The sequence below is a fragment of the Streptomyces javensis genome (assembly GCF_039525925.1).
In the GTDB taxonomy this organism is placed as follows: domain Bacteria; phylum Actinomycetota; class Actinomycetes; order Streptomycetales; family Streptomycetaceae; genus Streptomyces; species Streptomyces asiaticus.
The window spans coordinates 1-16,267 of the sequence record NZ_BAAAIF010000011.1; the positions used below are offsets into that span (position 1 = coordinate 1).

General features: G+C 70.3%; 12 protein-coding genes and 1 pseudogene. 3 read left to right on the top strand and 10 right to left on the bottom strand.

The window, feature by feature from the left end:
• The 4 genes from ABD329_RS12745 to hemA form a co-directional block, all read right to left on the bottom strand.
• Positions 1–1,744, bottom strand: a 1,744-nt coding sequence (locus ABD329_RS12745) for a type I polyketide synthase (protein WP_344316362.1), incomplete at its 3' end; no start/stop codon positions are given.
• A 268-nt stretch (positions 1,745–2,012) separates the two neighbouring features.
• The gene (locus ABD329_RS12750; protein ID WP_198279692.1) at positions 2,013–3,080 is read right to left on the bottom strand and encodes an arylcarboxylate reductase; all 1,068 of its coding nucleotides are present in this window, start codon (positions 3,078–3,080) and stop codon (positions 2,013–2,015) included.
• The gene (locus ABD329_RS12755) at positions 3,077–3,967 is read right to left on the bottom strand and encodes an ACP S-malonyltransferase (protein ID WP_344316363.1); all 891 of its coding nucleotides are present in this window, start codon (positions 3,965–3,967) and stop codon (positions 3,077–3,079) included. The genes ABD329_RS12750 and ABD329_RS12755 overlap by 4 nt, the downstream gene beginning before the upstream one ends.
• A 277-nt stretch (positions 3,968–4,244) precedes the next feature.
• Positions 4,245–5,492 (bottom strand): 5-aminolevulinate synthase, encoded by a 1,248-nt coding sequence (hemA, locus tag ABD329_RS12760; RefSeq protein WP_309142846.1) that lies wholly within the window; start codon positions 5,490–5,492, stop codon positions 4,245–4,247.
• 260 nt (positions 5,493–5,752) lie between these two features.
• On the opposite strand from hemA, the gene ABD329_RS12765 reads away from it, so the two are divergent.
• The 3 genes from ABD329_RS12765 (at position 5,753) to ABD329_RS12775 (ending at position 10,751) form a co-directional block, all read left to right on the top strand.
• Positions 5,753–7,294: a class I adenylate-forming enzyme family protein gene (locus ABD329_RS12765; RefSeq protein WP_198279695.1), complete on the top strand. Its 1,542-nt coding sequence runs from the start codon at positions 5,753–5,755 to the stop codon at positions 7,292–7,294.
• Positions 7,291–8,832: a long-chain-fatty-acid--CoA ligase gene (locus ABD329_RS12770; protein WP_198279696.1), complete on the top strand. Its 1,542-nt coding sequence runs from the start codon at positions 7,291–7,293 to the stop codon at positions 8,830–8,832. Before ABD329_RS12765 ends, ABD329_RS12770 begins: the two co-directional genes overlap by 4 nt.
• Before the next feature lie 152 nt (positions 8,833–8,984).
• Positions 8,985–10,751: a ricin-type beta-trefoil lectin domain protein gene (locus ABD329_RS12775; RefSeq protein WP_344316364.1), complete on the top strand. Its 1,767-nt coding sequence runs from the start codon at positions 8,985–8,987 to the stop codon at positions 10,749–10,751.
• A 3-nt stretch (positions 10,752–10,754) separates the two neighbouring features.
• On the opposite strand, the gene ABD329_RS12780 is transcribed toward ABD329_RS12775, so the two are convergent.
• The 6 genes and pseudogenes from ABD329_RS12780 to ABD329_RS12805 all read right to left on the bottom strand — a co-directional run bounded on the left by ABD329_RS12780 (position 10,755) and on the right by ABD329_RS12805 (position 16,245).
• Positions 10,755–11,519, bottom strand: coding sequence for a class I SAM-dependent methyltransferase (locus ABD329_RS12780; protein WP_198280924.1), 765 nt, complete (start codon positions 11,517–11,519; stop codon positions 10,755–10,757).
• A 272-nt stretch (positions 11,520–11,791) separates the two neighbouring features.
• A pseudogene (locus tag ABD329_RS12785) lies at positions 11,792–12,766 on the bottom strand (extracellular catalytic domain type 1 short-chain-length polyhydroxyalkanoate depolymerase); the annotation flags it as partial.
• A gap of 39 nt (positions 12,767–12,805) precedes the next feature.
• The gene (locus ABD329_RS12790) at positions 12,806–13,570 is read right to left on the bottom strand and encodes an SGNH/GDSL hydrolase family protein (protein ID WP_198280922.1); all 765 of its coding nucleotides are present in this window, start codon (positions 13,568–13,570) and stop codon (positions 12,806–12,808) included.
• A 153-nt stretch (positions 13,571–13,723) separates the two neighbouring features.
• Positions 13,724–14,245, bottom strand: a complete 522-nt coding sequence (locus ABD329_RS12795) for a GNAT family N-acetyltransferase (protein WP_198280921.1) — start codon at positions 14,243–14,245, stop codon at positions 13,724–13,726.
• Positions 14,246–14,338: 93 nt separating this feature from the next.
• Positions 14,339–15,787 carry a gamma-aminobutyraldehyde dehydrogenase gene (locus ABD329_RS12800; protein ID WP_198280920.1) on the bottom strand — a complete coding sequence of 483 codons (1,449 nt, stop codon included), beginning with the start codon at positions 15,785–15,787 and terminating at the stop codon, positions 14,339–14,341.
• Positions 15,784–16,245, bottom strand: coding sequence for a YybH family protein (locus ABD329_RS12805; protein WP_246619015.1), 462 nt, complete (start codon positions 16,243–16,245; stop codon positions 15,784–15,786). Before ABD329_RS12805 ends, ABD329_RS12800 begins: the two co-directional genes overlap by 4 nt.
• Positions 16,246–16,267 lie beyond the last annotated feature (22 nt).

The window sequence follows — 16,267 nt, forward strand, 5'->3', positions numbered from 1 at the left end:
ACGGCCCCAACGCCGCCGCACACTCACCCAACCGCTCCGCGAACACCGGCGACGACTCCAACAACCCCGCCGCCATCCCCACCCACTGCGACCCCTGCCCCGGAAACACCAACACCGCACGACCATCACCACCCACAACCACACCCCGCACCAACCCCGGAGCACCCCCACCCTCAACCACCGCACCCAAACCCTCAACCAAAGCCCCACGATCGGACCCCAACACCACCGCACGATGCTCAAACGCACTACGCGTCGTCGCCAGGGAGAACCCGACGTCCCCGACCGAGAGCTCCGCCCGCTCCCCCACGTACGTCGCCAGCTGACCCGCCTGCCCCCGCAACGCCGCCTCGGAGCGCCCCGACACCACCCACGGGATAGGGACCGGAGCGTCCTTCCCCTCAGCTTTCGCCACGTCCCGGGCCACCGCAGGCTCCGGTGGCCCGGACAGCACCACATGGCAGTTCGTCCCGCCCACTCCGAACGAACTCACCCCGGCGGTCAACGCCTCCCGCCTCCCCGCCGCGTCCGCGAGCCACGCCTCGGATGCCGTCTGCACCCGCAGCTTCAGCCGATCCAGCGGAATGTCAGGGTGGGGCGTCCGGAAGTTGAGGCTGGGGAAGAGCTCGCCGTGCTTGAGCCCCAGGGCCGTCTTGATGAAGCCGACGACACCCGCCGCGCCCTCCAGATGGCCCACGTTGGTCTTGGCCGACCCCACCAGCAGCGGGGCGTCGGTGGGCCGCCGTGCCGCGCCCAGGACCGCGCCCAGCGCCGCCGCCTCGATCGGGTCGCCGACCTTCGTACCGGTGCCGTGGAGTTCCACGTACTGGACACGGGCCGGGTCGACTCCGGCCTGCCGGTAGGCACGGCGCAGGAGGTCCTCCTGGGCCTCCTGGTGGGGGGTGGTGAGGTGGTCCCCGCCACCGTCGTTGTTGAGTGCGCTGCCCCGGATGACGCAGTACACGGGGTCCCCGTCGGCGAGGGCGTCCGCGAGGGGCCTCAGGACGACGGCGCCGCCGCCCTCGCCGCGTACGAAGCCGTTGGCGCGGGCGTCGAAGGCGTAGGTGACGCCGTCCGGTGAGAGCCCGCCGAACCGGGCGGCGCTGACGCCGCTCTCGGGGGCGAGGTTGAGGTGGACGCCGCCGGCGATGGCGATGGATGTCTCGCCGCGGCGGATGCTTTCGCAGGCCAGGTGGATGGCGGCCAGCGAGGACGCCTGTCCGGCGTCGAGGGTGAGGCTGGGGCCGCGCAGTCCGAGGTGGTAGGAGACGCGGTTGGCGATGATGCCGCGGTGGAGTCCGGTGAAGCTGTGCCGGTCGATGGCCTCCGGGCCGCTCCGCCGGATCAGCGTGGCGTAGTCGTCCGCGATCACGCCGATGTACACGCCGGTGCGGCTGTCGCGGAGCCGGTCCGGAACGATTCCGGCGTCTTCGAGGGCCTCCCAGGTCAGTTCCAGGGTCAGTCGCTGCTGGGGGTCCATGGCCGCGGCCTCGCGTGGCGAGATGCCGAAGAAGGCGGCGTCGAAGTGGTCGATCCGGTCCCGGTCCAGGAATCCGCCCCGCCGGGGGGCACCGGTGTCCGCGTCCCAGCGTCCTTCCGGGGCCTCCGTGATGGCGTCGGCGCCGTCGCGGAGCAGTTGCCGGAAGGTGGCGGGGTCGGGTGCTCCGGGGAGGCGGCAGGACAGTCCGACGACCGCGATCGGCGCGTCCGTCGTGCTCGGCGCGGTGCCGTCGGAACCCTTCATGAGCGTGACTCCCTGGATCCAGGAACGTGGGACGCCCGGCGCACACCAGCGCAACGCGAAGGTCTGCGCCGCGTCCGGGCAGGACAGCGGGACAGGAGAACGAGCTGGCGAAGCGGGCGGGGAACGGACGGGACGTGGGCGGGCGGAACCCTCCCGCGTGGCGGATGCCACGCGGGGTGCTCATGTCCCGTGGCCGGTGGCCCGCGGTCCGTGATGCGTGGACCGTGTTCCCCGGGCTTCGTGGATGTCTTGTGGGTCTGGGCGGGGCCTAGTAGATGCCTTCCGGCGCCGATCGCACGACCTGAAGTGGCTTGACGTTGGCGACGCCGTCACACGGCCATTCCGGGCCCGTGTCGTACCGCACCGCGAGGTCGCGCTCGAGCACATTGGGCAGGAAGAGGTCGTCGTGCAGGACGGTCAGCCTGACCTGGCCCTGTTCGCCGTATCCGACCACCTTGGACCAGTCGTCCTTGTCGACGACCGCCATGGTCACCTGCGGGTAGTTCGGCAGGTACGGCATGAGGGCGCCGTCATCCTCCACGGGCAGGCCCACGGTGTTGCCGAAGGTGTTGGCGTAGGTGACGACGACCAGTCCGCCGCCCAGGGCCTTGTGGAAGGATCTGCGCATGGCGGGGGTGGCGTGTGTTCCGCTGAGCCGTACGCCCTTCAGCCGCGCCACCAGTTCGGGCCGCGCCTTGATCAGTGCCTGCAACAGGGCCGGGGTGGTGACGAGGTAGTCGACCGGCTGGTGCTCCAGGACCGCGGCGATCTGCTCGGTGATGTGGGCCGTGTACTCCTGGGCGTCCTTCAGTCTGCCGTCGCGGAGCAGCCGCTTGACCCAGCGCGGGTCGAAGTCGATGCCGTACACCCGGCCGTCGTAGAGGTCGGCCAGGTCCACCGCGCCGTGTCCGATGAGATGCGGTCCGGTGGGGGTGGCCTGGAGCCAGGTGCGGCCCGGTTCGAATCCCTCGCGCTCGATCACCCAGCGCCGCCAGGCGGCGCGGTGCTCGAGCATCGGCTCGGTGTAGAACACCCGGCAGGGGTTGCCGGTGGTGCCTCCGGAGTCCCAGACCCGGCCGGTCAGGGGCCGGGGCACGGCCTGGGGCACGAGCTCGGCGGGGTCCAGGGTGCGCAGGTCGCCCAGTGGCATCGGGCCGAACGCGGACAGCTCGTCGTGGCGGGTGATGTCCCGTGGGTCGATGGCGAGTTCGGCGGCGCGCTTGAGCCAGTACGGGGTGCCGGTGTCGGGGTCGAAGTGGCGGCGTACGACCCGGCGGGTCCAGGCGTCGATGTCCTGCGACAGCCACTGGTCGATCTGCTCGGTCACGTCCTTCACCGGGTCACCCCCGCTTCCGTGGAGGGCAGTTCGATGCCGAAGTCGTAGACCGCGGTCATCGCCTCGAAGACATGGTCCGGGGATTCCACGTGGACCACGGGGAACGCCGCGCTCTGGAAGGTGCCGAACGCGGCGGGGCCGAGCACCAGACCCAGTTCGGTGCCGCCGTCCTCCAGTCCGCCGATCATGTGCGGGACACTCACGGGCGCGGTGGGGTTGCGGCGGAAGAGATCGCGGATCTCCTCGGCGGTGGTGAGGGCCTTGCGCTCCATGCACGAGTGCACGGGCACCCGTGGGTCATGGAAGGTCATGGCCTCCAGCGTGGGCTCGAGGAAGTCGCTGATGTGCTGCTGGAGCGGCGAGTGGAACGCCGCGCCGTGGTCGTCGGACACATGCAGCGCACCGGCCGGGAACCCCGAGCCGAACTCCTGGAGCGCGGAGCGGTAGCCGCCCAGCAGCACCATGCGCTCCTGTCCCGTGCCGACCTTCCCGAGGTCGGCGGAGAGATACACATCGGGGACGCCGGCGAGCAGGTCGCCGGTGGCGGTTTCGTAGGGGATCCGCAGCATGGCGACGGCCTGTGGGCCGTTGTCCGCGGCCGGCGGGGGTACTTCCCGCAATCGCATCAGAAGGGTGAAGAGATCCTGACGCTCCACGGCTCCGGCGAGAGTGGCGCCGACCAGTGCGCCGAAACTCAGCCCGCATACGGCGGCCGGTGTTATGCCGTATTCCTCGGCGAGAACATCCGCAATTCCTAATACGGCCGCGGCCTGACGAATGGCACCGATCCCTTGTCGGTGCTCCTGTCCGGGCTGCCGTTCTTCTTCGAATATCCGCTGGACGTCGATACCCGTCCACTCGGCGATTCGTTGATAGGTGTGCTGCACACTCGGAAAGAGTTCATACAGCTCTGCGCCGGCTCCCGGCTGATCGTTCATACCACCGTCGAGGACATACGCAAGCGTCACCCCGAAACCCCCGTTTCCGCCCGTTCGCACCGGGCCAAAGCATGCCGCATCGCCGCGGCACCCCATGAACTGCTCCCCCGAGATCCCCGTTCCGCTAGCGGGTCTCAAGAATCGCCCAGCTGTTCGCGTTCGCTCATCAAACATCTCGCCGCCAAGGCGTGTCAAGCAAGATCGACACGCCTTGCGCCACCTTTGCCTAACCCCGGCCGACCCCATTGCGCAACCGCATTTCGGCATCCTCGCGGGGGCCGCCGAGCTCCTCCCAGACCTGGTCAAGGGCCTTGACGAACATCTCCACGTCGGAGGTGGAATGCACGGCTCCGGGGGCCACCCGCAGGATCTCCTCGCCGGCCCGTACGCTGGGCGCGTTGATCGCCTGCACATAGATGCCGTGCCGCTCCAGCAGGGCCGTGGACATGCGCTTGCACAGGGCGTCGTTCCGCACCAGCACGGACACGATGTGGGTGCGGTCGGAGATGAAGGGGATCCGGCGCTCCTTCAGCATCCGGTGCATCAACTGTGCGTTTGCCCACAACCGCTCCCTTTCGGCCTCCGAGGAGCGCAGATGGCGGACGGCGGCGAGGGCGGCGGCGGCCACGGCGGGCGGCATCGCGGTGGTGAAGATGAAGGAGCGGGAGAACATCCGCACCGCCTCGATCACCTCCGCCGGGCCCACGATGTATCCGCCGTTGGTGCCAAAACCCTTGGCCAGGGTGCCCATGATGACGGTAAACCGGTCGGCCAGCCCCTCGCGCGCCGCGATGCCCGCGCCCTGCGGGCCGTACATGCCCACCGCGTGCACCTCGTCGAGGAAGGTCATGGCACCATGGCGCTCGGCGATGTCGGCGATCTCCGCGAGTGGCGCGATATCGCCGTTCATCGAGTAGACCGACTCGGTGACGATCAGCTTGGGCGCGTCGGGGTCGGCGGCCGCGAGCAGCTCCTCGAGGTGCGCGGTGTCGTTGTGCCGGAAGATCCGCTTCTGGGCGCCGCTGTGGCGCAGGCCGTCGATGATGGAGGCGTGGTTCAGCGCGTCGGAGAAGACGACGCACCCCTCCATGCGGCCCGCGATGACGGACAGCGCGCCGTCGTTGGCGGTGTAGCCGGAGGTGAACAGCAGCGCGTCGTCCTTGCCGTGGAGCGCGCTGAGCTCCTTCTCCAGCAGAACATGGCAGTGGTTGGTGCCGCCGATGTTGCGCGAGCCGCCGGCGCCCGCCCCGTACTCGTCGACGGCTTCCTTCATGGCCTCCAGCACAGCGGGGTGCTGGCCCATGCCGAGGTAGTCATTGCTGCACCAGACGCTGATCCGGGAGGTGTCCTCGACGCCGGTGACGCTGGCGGCGGGGAACTGACCGGCGAGCCGTCCGATCTCCAGGAACTCCCGCTTTCCACCGTCAGAACCTTCGGTGAGGCGCGAAAACAGGTCCAGATATTGGGTCGTCACGTCCACTCACTTCGCTTTTGGGCTGCTTGGGGATCGCGCAGAAAGCGGGATGAGCCGTAGCGACCCCCCGCCGACGCCAATCTACATGCGGTAGGCCGTCAATCGGTATGCCAAAAGGCAACCTCCGCACATCCGACCCGGTTTCACGGCAGGAAACTGACGGGTGGTTGGAAGAAGGTTGCCACGCCGGGGGCAGGGTGTCATCCTTCAGCGGGAAACGGCACCTTGAACTCAACGGCACACGGCGAACTGGAGTTTCGATGTCTCCGACCGACAATTACGTCCGACGGGTCCTCGAGGCTCTATCAGCCGATTCGGAGCGGGTTGCCCTGCTCCGCGACGATGAGCGGTTCACCGCCGGTGAGTTCACCCGGACCGTGGTCGCGGCGGCGGAATTGCTGCGCCGCCACACAGCGGAGGAAGAAATTCCGGTCGTGGCCGTGCTGACCGTCGCCAACACCCCGGCCACCATCATTCTCCGCTATGCGGCGAACCTGATCGGTGCCACGGTGGTCCATCTGCACTCCACCAACGCGGTGGACCCCACCGATCAGCTGGCCACCCGCGAGCGCCACGAGATCCTGAGGAAGACCGGCGCGACGTTCCTCGCCGTGGACGAGGAGAACCTGGGCCTGGCCCGGGAGCTGTGCGAGCGTCTGCCGGAGCCGCCCCGGCTCGCCGCGCTGGGCTCCCTCGGCCCCGATGTGCTGGATCTGACCACGGGCGACGCGGACGCCTTCGATCTGACGGTCGTGGAGACCGACCCCGAGCGTCCGGCCGTGGTCCTGTTCACCAGTGGCACCAGTGGCAGCCCGAAGGGGGTGACACTCCCCTTCCGGGTCCGAACTCTCTATCTGCGGGCGGGACTTGAGGCACCCGGCCCGATCACCTATCTGTCCACGCTGCCGGTGAGCCACTCCAACGGCTCCGGCGCCGATCTCGCCCTCGCCTCCGGTGGCACGGTGGTGCTGCACGAGGGCTTCGACGCGAGCGCGGTGCTCGACGCGGTGGAGCGCCACCGGGTGTCCGCGCTCACCCTCACCCCTCCGCAGCTGTACATGCTGGTGGACCACCCCACCATCAAGGACACCGATCTGTCGAGCATCCAGATCATCTCCTACGGGGGCTGCCCCGCCGCCCCGGCCCGGCTGGCCGAGGCGGTCGAGGTGTTCGGCCCGGTGCTGCTCCAGTTCTACGGCACCACCGAGACCAGCGGGATCAGCGTGCTCGCCCCGCCGGACCACTTCGACCCCGAACTGCGGTTCACCGCCGGCCGGCTGACCGCCGAGGTGCGCATCCGCGACCTGGAGGACGAGCGCGAGCTGCCGGTGGGCGAGGTCGGCGAGATCTGCGTACGATCGCCGTTCAACATGCTCGGCTACTGGCGCGAGCCGGAGCTGACCGCGGAGACCGTACGCGACGGCTGGGTGTACACCGGTGACCTCGGCTCCCTCGACGAGCGCGGCTATGTGCGGCTGCACGGACGGGTGGGCGAGGTGATGAAGACCAACGGGATCAAGGTCCATCCCACCGCCGTCGAGAACGCGCTGCTGACCCACCCCGATGTGGCCCAGGCCGCGGTGTACGGAGTGGCCGACGGGGACCGGGTGGAGCACATCCACGCCGCCGTGGTGCTCAGGACCGGTGGCGCCGCGGACTTCACCTCACTGCTCGACCATGTGTCCGGTGAGCTCTCGCCCAAGCATGTGCCGGCCGCCATCACCTTCCATGACGACCTTCCGCTGACCGGTGCGGGCAAGCCGGACAAGCAGCGGCTGGCCGCCCAGCGGGCCGGGGCATGACGCTCACCGCGGCGGCGGTGCTCGCCGAGTCCGCACTGCGGCGCCCGGACCACCCCGCGCTCGTCTTCGGCTCGCGGCGGATCACCTACCGCGAGCTGTGGGACGCCACCCGGCGGTACGCCGCCGTACTGCGCGACCAGGGCATCGGCCCCGGCGACCGGGTGGCGCTGCTGCTGCCGAACACCCCGCACTTCCCGATGGTGTACTACGGAGTGCTGGCGCTCGGCGCCGTGGCGGTCCCGGTGCACGGCCTGCTGCGCGCCGACGAGATCGTCCATGTGCTCCGCGACTCGGGGTCGAAGGTGCTGGTGTGCGGGGCGCCGATGCTCACCCAGGGCGCCAAGGGCGCGGAGGTGGCCGGGGTTCCGGTGGTCACCGTGCTGGAGGAGCACGACGGCGGCCGTCCGCGCCTGGACGCCCTCGCCGGAGGCACCGAGCCCATCGAGCGCTGCGCCCCGCGCGAGCCGGGCGACCTCGCCGTGGTCCTGTACACCTCGGGCACCACCGGCCATCCCAAGGGCGCGATGATCACCCACTTGAACCTGGTGATGAACGTGAGCACCACGATGCGCTCGCCGTTCGACCTGGGCCCCGACGATGTGCTGCTCGGCTGTCTGCCCCTGTTCCACACCTTCGGGCAGACCTGCGGGATGGGCACCACCTTCCTGGCGGGCGGCACGATGGTGCTGATGGACCGGTTCGACGGCCCCCGGGCGCTGGACCTGATGGTCACCGAGGGGTGCACCGTCTTCATGGGCGTGCCCACCATGTATCTGGCCCTCCTCGACGCCGCCGCCGAGGACCCCCGCCGCCCCGCCCTCGACCGCGCCTTCTCCGGGGGCTCGGCGCTTCCGGTGAAGGTGCTCGAGGACTTCCAGGAGGTCTTCGGCTGCCCCATCTACGAGGGGTACGGACTGACCGAGGCCTCACCGGTGGTCGCCTACAACCAGAGGGCGTGGCCCTGTAAACCTGGGACGGTGGGGCGCCCGATCTGGGGCGTCGAGGCGGAGATCGCGGCGGCCGACGTGGAGGACCGCGTCGAGCTGCTGCCGGCGGGCGCGGTCGGTGAGATCGTCATCCGTGGCCACAATGTGATGGCCGGATACCTCAACCGCCCGGAGGCCACGGCCGAGGTGCTGGTCGACGGGTGGTTCCGCTCGGGCGACCTCGGCACCAAGGACGCGGAGGGCTACCTCACCCTCGTGGACCGCAAGAAGGACCTGGTGGTGCGCGGCGGTTACAACGTCTACCCGCGCGAGGTGGAGGACGCTCTGATGCGCCACCCGGCCATCGCCCAGGTGGCCGTCATCGGGCTGCCCGACGAGGTGTACGGCGAGGAGGTGTGCGCCGTGGTGCGGCCACGCCCCGGGACGGCCCCGGACGCGGCACTCGGCTCCGGGATCGTGGCGTGGGCGAGGGAACGGCTCGCCGGGCACAAGTACCCCCGCCGGGTGGAGTTCATCGACGCCTTCCCCCTGGGCCCCAGCGGCAAGGTGCTCAAACGCGAACTCGTCGGCCGCTTCACCACCGGCCGGTAGCCAACCCGTCGGTAACCAACCCGTCGGTAGCCAACCGACCGGTAAAGAATTGTCGCCTCAGGGGAGTTACTGGCGGATACCTTTACCCGCACCCGTGCCCTCCACCACTATGGGCACTCGTCTCACTGTCGGTGACGCGAGGAGTGGTGAGGGTGACCGACCCGCACGGAACCGAACCCGATGCCACCACCGGGCAGCGGTCGTACGCCCGACTGTCCGACACGGAGCTCACCGAACGGATCCGCTCCGGCGCGCCGACCGCCCTCCCCGCCACCCAGGAACTGAGGAGGCGCCACCTTCCGGCGGTGCTGTCCTACGCCCTGCTCTGCGGCAGGACCCAGGCCGACGCCGGCCAGCTCGCCGAACTGTCCTTCGGCCTCGCCGCGCAGGAGACCTGCCGGGGTATCGATCCCTGGGGGCCGTGGCGCCACCATCTGCTGCTGCTGGTCCAGCGGGTGGCCGCCACCTGGGCGGAGGGCAGCCGGGGGGAGCGGCTGGATCCCGCCTTCGCCGAGTGGCTCGGCCGCTCCGGTACCGCCACGGGCGGTGCGGCCGGGCTCCCGAGGCCCGGGGAGCGTTCGGCCATGCTCGGCGGCTTCCTCACCCTCTCGGCGCGCACCCGCGACGTGCTCTGGTACAGCGTGGTGGAGGAGGAGCCCGACACGGTGGTGGCCACGTTCGCGGGCGTGGCGCCGCACACCGTCCCCACGCTCCGGGAGACGGCACAGGGCGCGCTGCGCGAGGCATGGCTGCGGACCCATCTGGAGCGTGGCGGCGAACAGACGTGTCAGGGGTTCCGCGGCCTCATCGAGGCGGCCGTACGGCCGGACAACCCCCGGCGCTGCGACGACCTGGACCGCCATCTCTCCGGCTGCCTTTCGTGTGCCGGGGTGTACGGCGAACTGCTGCGGATGGACGAGGACCCCCGACCCGTGATCGCCGACGGGCTCCTGGGGTGGGGCGGGACGCCCTATGTCACGGCGGAACCGGTCGGCATTGTGCCCCCGGCGGGGGCGGCGCCGCCGTCGCCCGCGGAACCGCCGCGGCCGGAGCCCCCTTCGGTCCCCACTCCCCCGCCGCCGTATCCATCGATGGGACCCGCCGGAGTCGCGGCGAACGTGCCAATGGACCGTGAATCCACGGAAGGTTGGCGCCGACGGACCCGGATCGGCTCCCGGCCGCCCGTGACAGCCGCGCTGGTAGCGGTGGCGGCCGTGGCGGTGGTGGCACTCACCGTCGCCCTCCTGGTGTCCGACGGGGACGACATGGCCCCGGCCGGCCGCGCGAACACCCCTGCGCCCACGGCCACACCGTCGGCTCCCTCACCGGAGCCGACGACGGATCCGCCGACTCCGACGAAGAGGCCACAGCGCCCGCCGAACCCCGGCGGCATGACCCAACCGCCCACGACCGCCCCCGCCACCACTCCCCCGAACACCGCCCCCGCGCCCTCCGCCCCGATCCCGGACGACAGCTTCACGGTGGTGATCAACGCCGCCTCCGGGCTCTGTCTGGACATCCGCGACCAGCAGGTGGAGAAGCGCACGGACGCCATCCTGGCCCAGTGCAGCGGGAGCGACACCCAGCGGTGGCGGCTGGACCCGGAGGGGCTGCTGCACACCGAGGCCGATCCCGACTTCTGTCTGGACTCGCGCGGGGACACCGACCGGGGTGTGGGCATCTGGCCGTGCTCGTCCGCCGACGGCGACAACGGCGAGAACCTGCGGTTCGCGGTCGATCGCAACGGGGTCATCCGCCCCCATATCGCACCCGACTTCGCGGTCACCCCGGGCGGCGACGACCCCGACAGCGAGGTCGAGCTGCGCTCGGCCGAGGACCGCGACGACCAGCGGTGGAACGCCGGCCTCGGGGATGCCTCGGCCGATGTCTCGGTGTCGGACCCCGCTCCGGCCCGCTGATCGTCAGCGCCACCTCGGGCCGCCGTGCTCCCCGGCCTCCTTCGGGCGGCGGAAGAGGGCCGTCCACAGGAACGGCTCCCCGAAGAGCGGGGAGCCGGACGGCTCGTCGTGCATGCGGCGCAGCTCGATCTCGGTCAGCTCGGAGAAGATCCAGCGCAGGGAATCCGCTGTGTAGGCGAGGCCACCGTGGAGCGCGGATTGACGGTAGAAGGCCGCGTCGGGCAGTTCGGAACCCATCGCGCCCGCCGCGAAGCAGGTGAGGGCGAGATGGCCGCCGGGGGCCAGGGCACGTTCGAGGAGCGCGAGGTAGCTGATCCGGCGGTGCGGTGGCAGATGGTGGAAGCAGCCGGAGTCGCAGATCAGGTCGTACGGCCCGGCCAACTCGCGGGCGGTGAGGGCGAAGGCGTCGCCGCAGTGGAACCGGATGTCGGCCCCGGCCTCATGGGCACGCTCCTCGGCCCAGGAGATGGCCGTGGGCGAGAGGTCGACGGCGTCCACCGTGAACCCCTGGGAGGCGAGGTGGAGGGCGTTACGGCCGGGGCCGCACCCCAGGTCGAGGGCCCGGCCCGGGACGATCAGGCCACGGTCGAGGTAGGACACCAGATGCTCATCGGGCTTCGCCACGAAGAACGGCACGGACTTGGCGCGGTCCGCGTAGAAATCGTCCCACCACGAGGCACCGTCGGCCGTCCAGCGGTCGGCCTCCGGTGCGAAGAGGCCGTCCAGAAGCCTCAAGACGTCGTCCACCGTGCGGATGTTCCGGTCCACGCGCTCCCCTTTCCCAAGGGGTGAAACATAGCCACGGACCCAGCGAAATACCAGCTCAGAGGATGTGTGGCAAGGGTATGGAGTGCCGACGGCGGGGCCGAGGGCGAGGCGGCGGAGGAGTTGTCCGCAGCGATGGACACCGGCCGCCCACATGCCCGCGGAAGGCCGCCTAGGGGCCGGTTTCGCGGGCCCCGAGGCGCCTTTCTCAGCATGGTGTCGACCGGTTCTTCGTGTCGGCTCGTTCTTCGTGTTTCCGGTCCGTCAGCGGGTCATCCGGCGTCCAGGCCGAAGAAGGTGATGGCCCGTGCGGCCATTCCGGCGGTCGGGAGGGAGTGTCCGGTGCCCTGAACGCTGATCGCCTCGACGGGGGCCTGGTTGCCCGTGGCGCCGTAGCGGGTGCGGGTCCAGGAGGGCTGCGGATGGTCCGTGAAGACGGGGGTCTGGCTCACCCCGAGCACATTGGTCCACTGCTTGATCTCCTCGCCGAAGTTCGGATAGCGCAGGGTGCCGTCCGCGGTGCCGTGCCACAGTTGCATCCTCGGCCTGGCGCCCTGGTAACCGGGGTAGGCCCCGCGCGCGAGATCGCCCCACGCCTGCGGTGTCTTGGTGATGGTGCCGTTGGCGCAGGCGGTGTTCCAGCCGGATCCGTCGGTGGTGGCGAAGCAGCCGAAGGGCACGCCCGCGAAGGCCGCGCCCGCCTTGAACACATCCGGGTAGTCGCCCAGCAGGACGTTGGTCATCATGGCGCCCGACGAGGCGCCGGTGACGTACACCCGGTCGGGGTCGGCGTTGTGGCGCTGCTGGGCGTAGCGGACCATCGAGACGATGCCCACCGGGTCGCTGCCGCCGTCGTGCCGCAGCGCCTGCGGGGAGGAGACGTCGAAGCAGGCGCCGCTTCTGGTGGCGGAGGGGTAGATGACGATGAAGCCGTACCGGTCGGCCAGGGAGGCGAACTCGGTACCGGAGTAGAACGCGGGCCCCGAGCCGGTGCAGTAGTGCACCGCCACGAGGACGGCGGGCCGTGCCGCGACGTTGTTCGGCACGTACTCGTGCATGCGGAGGTTGCTCGGGTTGTTGCCGAAGCCCGTGACCTCGGTGAGCGAGGCGGCCGCGGCGGGCGGCGGCGCCAGCAGGAGCAGTGTGGCGAGCAGCGGCAGTACGCCGCCGAGTAACGCCGCGGCCATCGACCTCGGTGTCCTCGGGCGGCGCCGGGGCGTGTGCGTGGTTTCAACGGGCGTGCCGTGCATATGGCGGTCCTTCCTGCGCTGTGACGGTGAAGGAGCGGCTCATGCCGCCCGTGCGGCCGACCCGTTGCCGTGCGCCCCGGACCCGGTGGCGGCGAGCGCGGGGTTGCCGATGCTGCCCGGTACCGCCCGCAGCGCCCGCCACCAGACGTCGGCCATCTTGTCGTAGCCACCGGCGTTGGGGTGCACCCCGTCGGCCAGGTCCGCGGGCGTTAATGCGCTGTACATGTCAACCAGATGGACGCGCTTGCCCGCGTTGACCTTGCTCTGCACGATGCCGGGTATCGCCGCGTTGTACGCCCGTACCGTCGAGTCCAGGAAGCCCAGCGGGGTGATGGTGGCGACGAAGAGCTCCGCGCTCGGCGCCTGGGCGGTGATGTGGTCGATCAGCGTGGAGAGCCTGGCCGGCGCACCGGCGGGGTTGCTGCCGTAGATGTCGTTGGTCCCGATGTGCAGCAGGATCGTGTGCGGGTTCTGGGTGCGCAACCAGTTCACGACGTTGTCGTCGATCTGCTGGATCGTCCAGCCGGAGTGGCCCTCGTGGTCGTGATCGCCGAGGCCGGACGGGCCGTTGAAGAGCGAGCCGACGAAGTCGACTTTGTAACGGCCGGCCGTGAGCTTCTGCCACAGGCCGACGCGGTAACCGCCCGGGACGTTGAACCCGTCGGTGATCGAGTCGCCCAGCGGCATGACCTTCACCCCGCCGTTGGACTCGGCGTGGGCCGGGCCGGCGCCGAGCGGGACGAGAACGGCGAGGAATGCGACCAAGGGGATCAGGGCGGCGAGCGGACGTCTGGTGCGTGCCATGCGCTTTCCTTTCGGCGGTCCATGAGGTTCGGTCCGTGGGCGCCCGTGGAACGGGTGCGGACGCCCTGGTCGTGGAACTCGTCACGGGAGCTCATGGGAGCGCTCCCATACCGGTGTAGAGCAGCACCCCACCACCGTCAAGCCCTCTCGTCCTCAGTCAGATCGGGGATGGACGGCGATCTGTCGGCGGAAGCACACCCGGTGCTGCCCGGGGCCGTCGTAATCGCCGTGCACGGGAAGGCCGTTGACCTCGCGGTCGCCCTCCTCGAGCATGAACCCCATGGCCCGGTGGAAGGCCACGGACCCGGTGTTCAGGGGCGAGGTGATGGCGTGCACCTCACGGCGGCCCGCCTCGGCGGCGCGCTCGAAGAACGCCGTGTAGAGCCTGCGGCCCACGCCCTGCCCGCGCAGCTCGGGCGCCACCCCGACGAAGTGGATGTACGCCTCGTGGTCGTTGTCCGCGGCGTGGAAGCCCACAAGGAACGCCTTGACGCCGTCGCCGTCCTCCAGCACCAGGCTGGTGCCGGCGAAGAACTGGAGAAACAGCCTGGGCAGCAGCATGGAAAGCTCACGCGCCTGATCGGGGGTGCGTGAGTCGCCCCACCACTCCCGCACGCACTCGACGATCGTCCCGTGGTCGGAGACTTGGGCCCGGCGCAGTGTCATCTCGCTCATGTCGCAACAGGCTACGCACGTACGGCACCGGGCGTGTCATCACCGCGCCGGGTCGGCGGCGCGGTGATGACACGCCGGAGTGGCGGCGGTTGTTCAGAGGGCCGTCATGACGTGCTTGACGCGGGTGTAGTCCTCGAAGCCGTACGCGGAGAGGTCCTTGCCGTAGCCGGACTTCTTGTAGCCGCCGTGCGGCATCTCGGCGGCGAGGATCATATGGGTGTTGATCCAGACGCAGCCGAAGTCCAGGGCCTTGGACATCCGCATCGCGCGGGCGTGGTCCTTGGTCCACACCGAGGACGCCAGCGCGTACTCCACGCCGTTGGCGAAGGCGACGGCCTCGGCCTCGTCGCGGAAGGACTGCACGGTGATGACCGGGCCGAAGACCTCGTTCTGGATGATCTCGTCGTCCTGCTCGAGCCCGGAGACCACGGTGGGCGCGTAGAAGAAGCCCTTGTCGCCGACGCGGTGGCCACCCGTCTCCACGGTGGCGTGTGCGGGCAGCCGGTCGATGAAGCCGGTGACCTGGGCCAGCTGGCCCGCGTTGTTCAACGGCCCGTACAGCACGTCCTCGTCGTCGATGTCACCGCCGGTCCTGATCGCGGCGGCGGCCTTGGCGAGCGCGCTCACGAACGCGTCGTGGATCGACTCGTGGACGAGGACACGCGTGGCCGCGGTGCAGTCCTGTCCCGCGTTGAAGAACCCGGCGAGGGAGATGCCCTCGACGGCCGCCGCGATATCCGCGTCCTCGAAGACCACCGCCGGGGCCTTGCCGCCCAGTTCGAGGTGGACCCGCTTGATGTCCTTCGCCGCCGAGGCCGCGACCTGCATGCCCGCGCGCACCGAGCCGGTGATCGCCGCCATCGCCGGGGTGGGGTGCTCGACCATCAGCCGGCCGGTCTCGCGGTCGCCGCACACCACATTGAGGATTCCGGCCGGGAGGCCCATCTCCTCGAGGATGTCGCCGATGATGCCCGCGAGCAGCACGGTGGACGCCGGGGTGGTGTCCGACGGCTTGAGGACGACGGTGTTGCCCGCGGCGAGGGCCGGGGCGAACTTCCAGACGCCCATCATCAGCGGGTAGTTCCACGGCGCGACCTGGGCACACACCCCGATCGGCTCACGCCGGATGATCGAGGTCAGGCCCTCCATGTACTCGCCGGCCGACCGGCCCTCCAGCAGACGCGCGGCGCCGGCGAAGAACCGGATCTGGTCGACGATCGGCGCGATCTCCTCGGTGAGGGTGAGGGCGCGCGGCTTTCCGGTGTTGCGGCACTCCGCGTCCGCGATCTCCTCCGCCCGCGTCTCGACGGCGTCCGCGATCTTCAGCAGCAGCTTCTGCCGGGTGGACGGGGTGGCGTCGCGCCAGGCGGGGAAGGCCGCCGCGGCGGCGGCCATCGCGGCGTCGACGTCGGCGGCGCCGGACCGGGGCGAGGTGGCGTACACCTCGCCGGTGACGGGGTCGGTGATCTCCAGGCGGCCGCCGTCGGCGGCGTCGGTGTACTCGCCATCGATGTGGTTGCGCAGTACGAGAAGCTCGCTCATCGTTCCGTTTCCGTGATCGTGGCCGTCGTCGTAGCCGTGGGGGTCGTCGTGGCCGTGGCCGTGGGGGTCGTCGTGCCGGGCGCTGCCGAGAGGTGTTCGTGCACGGCCAGCCAGTGGCCGTGGGTCTGGCGGCGGAAGACGATGGTCTCGCGCTCGTGGGTGGTCTCCACACCGGCCGTGGTGCTCACCGTGGTCTCCACCAGGTGGGTGAACACCGCGCTGTCGCCGAGGAGTTGGACCAGCCGGTCGGTGGAGACGCAGGACAGGACGCGGAAGTCGTCCTCCGCGACCCAGCGGTCCCACAGGGCCCGGTAGTCCGCGGTGGAGCCGAGCCGTTCGGAGGTGGTGTGGAAGACGAATGTGGCGTCGGGCGCGAACGCTCCGAAGTAGTCGTCGAGGCGGCCTTCGCCGAACGCCGCCACCAGGGCGTCGGCGGCCCGCAGAACCTCGTCGTTCATGGGGTGGTGCTCCTTGCGTGCC

What these genes read in the sequence shown, in the direction of transcription:
- ABD329_RS12765 (WP_198279695.1), top strand. Translation starts at nt 5,753, where the DNA reads ATGTCTCCGACCGACAATTACGTCCGACGGGTCCTCGAGGCTCTATCA.
- ABD329_RS12770 (WP_198279696.1), top strand. Translation starts at nt 7,291, where the DNA reads ATGACGCTCACCGCGGCGGCGGTGCTCGCCGAGTCCGCACTGCGGCGC.
- ABD329_RS12790 (WP_198280922.1), bottom strand. Translation starts at nt 13,570, where the DNA reads ATGGCACGCACCAGACGTCCGCTCGCCGCCCTGATCCCCTTGGTCGCA.
- ABD329_RS12795 (WP_198280921.1), bottom strand. Translation starts at nt 14,245, where the DNA reads ATGAGCGAGATGACACTGCGCCGGGCCCAAGTCTCCGACCACGGGACG.
- ABD329_RS12800 (WP_198280920.1), bottom strand. Translation starts at nt 15,787, where the DNA reads ATGAGCGAGCTTCTCGTACTGCGCAACCACATCGATGGCGAGTACACC.
- ABD329_RS12805 (WP_246619015.1), bottom strand. Translation starts at nt 16,245, where the DNA reads ATGAACGACGAGGTTCTGCGGGCCGCCGACGCCCTGGTGGCGGCGTTC.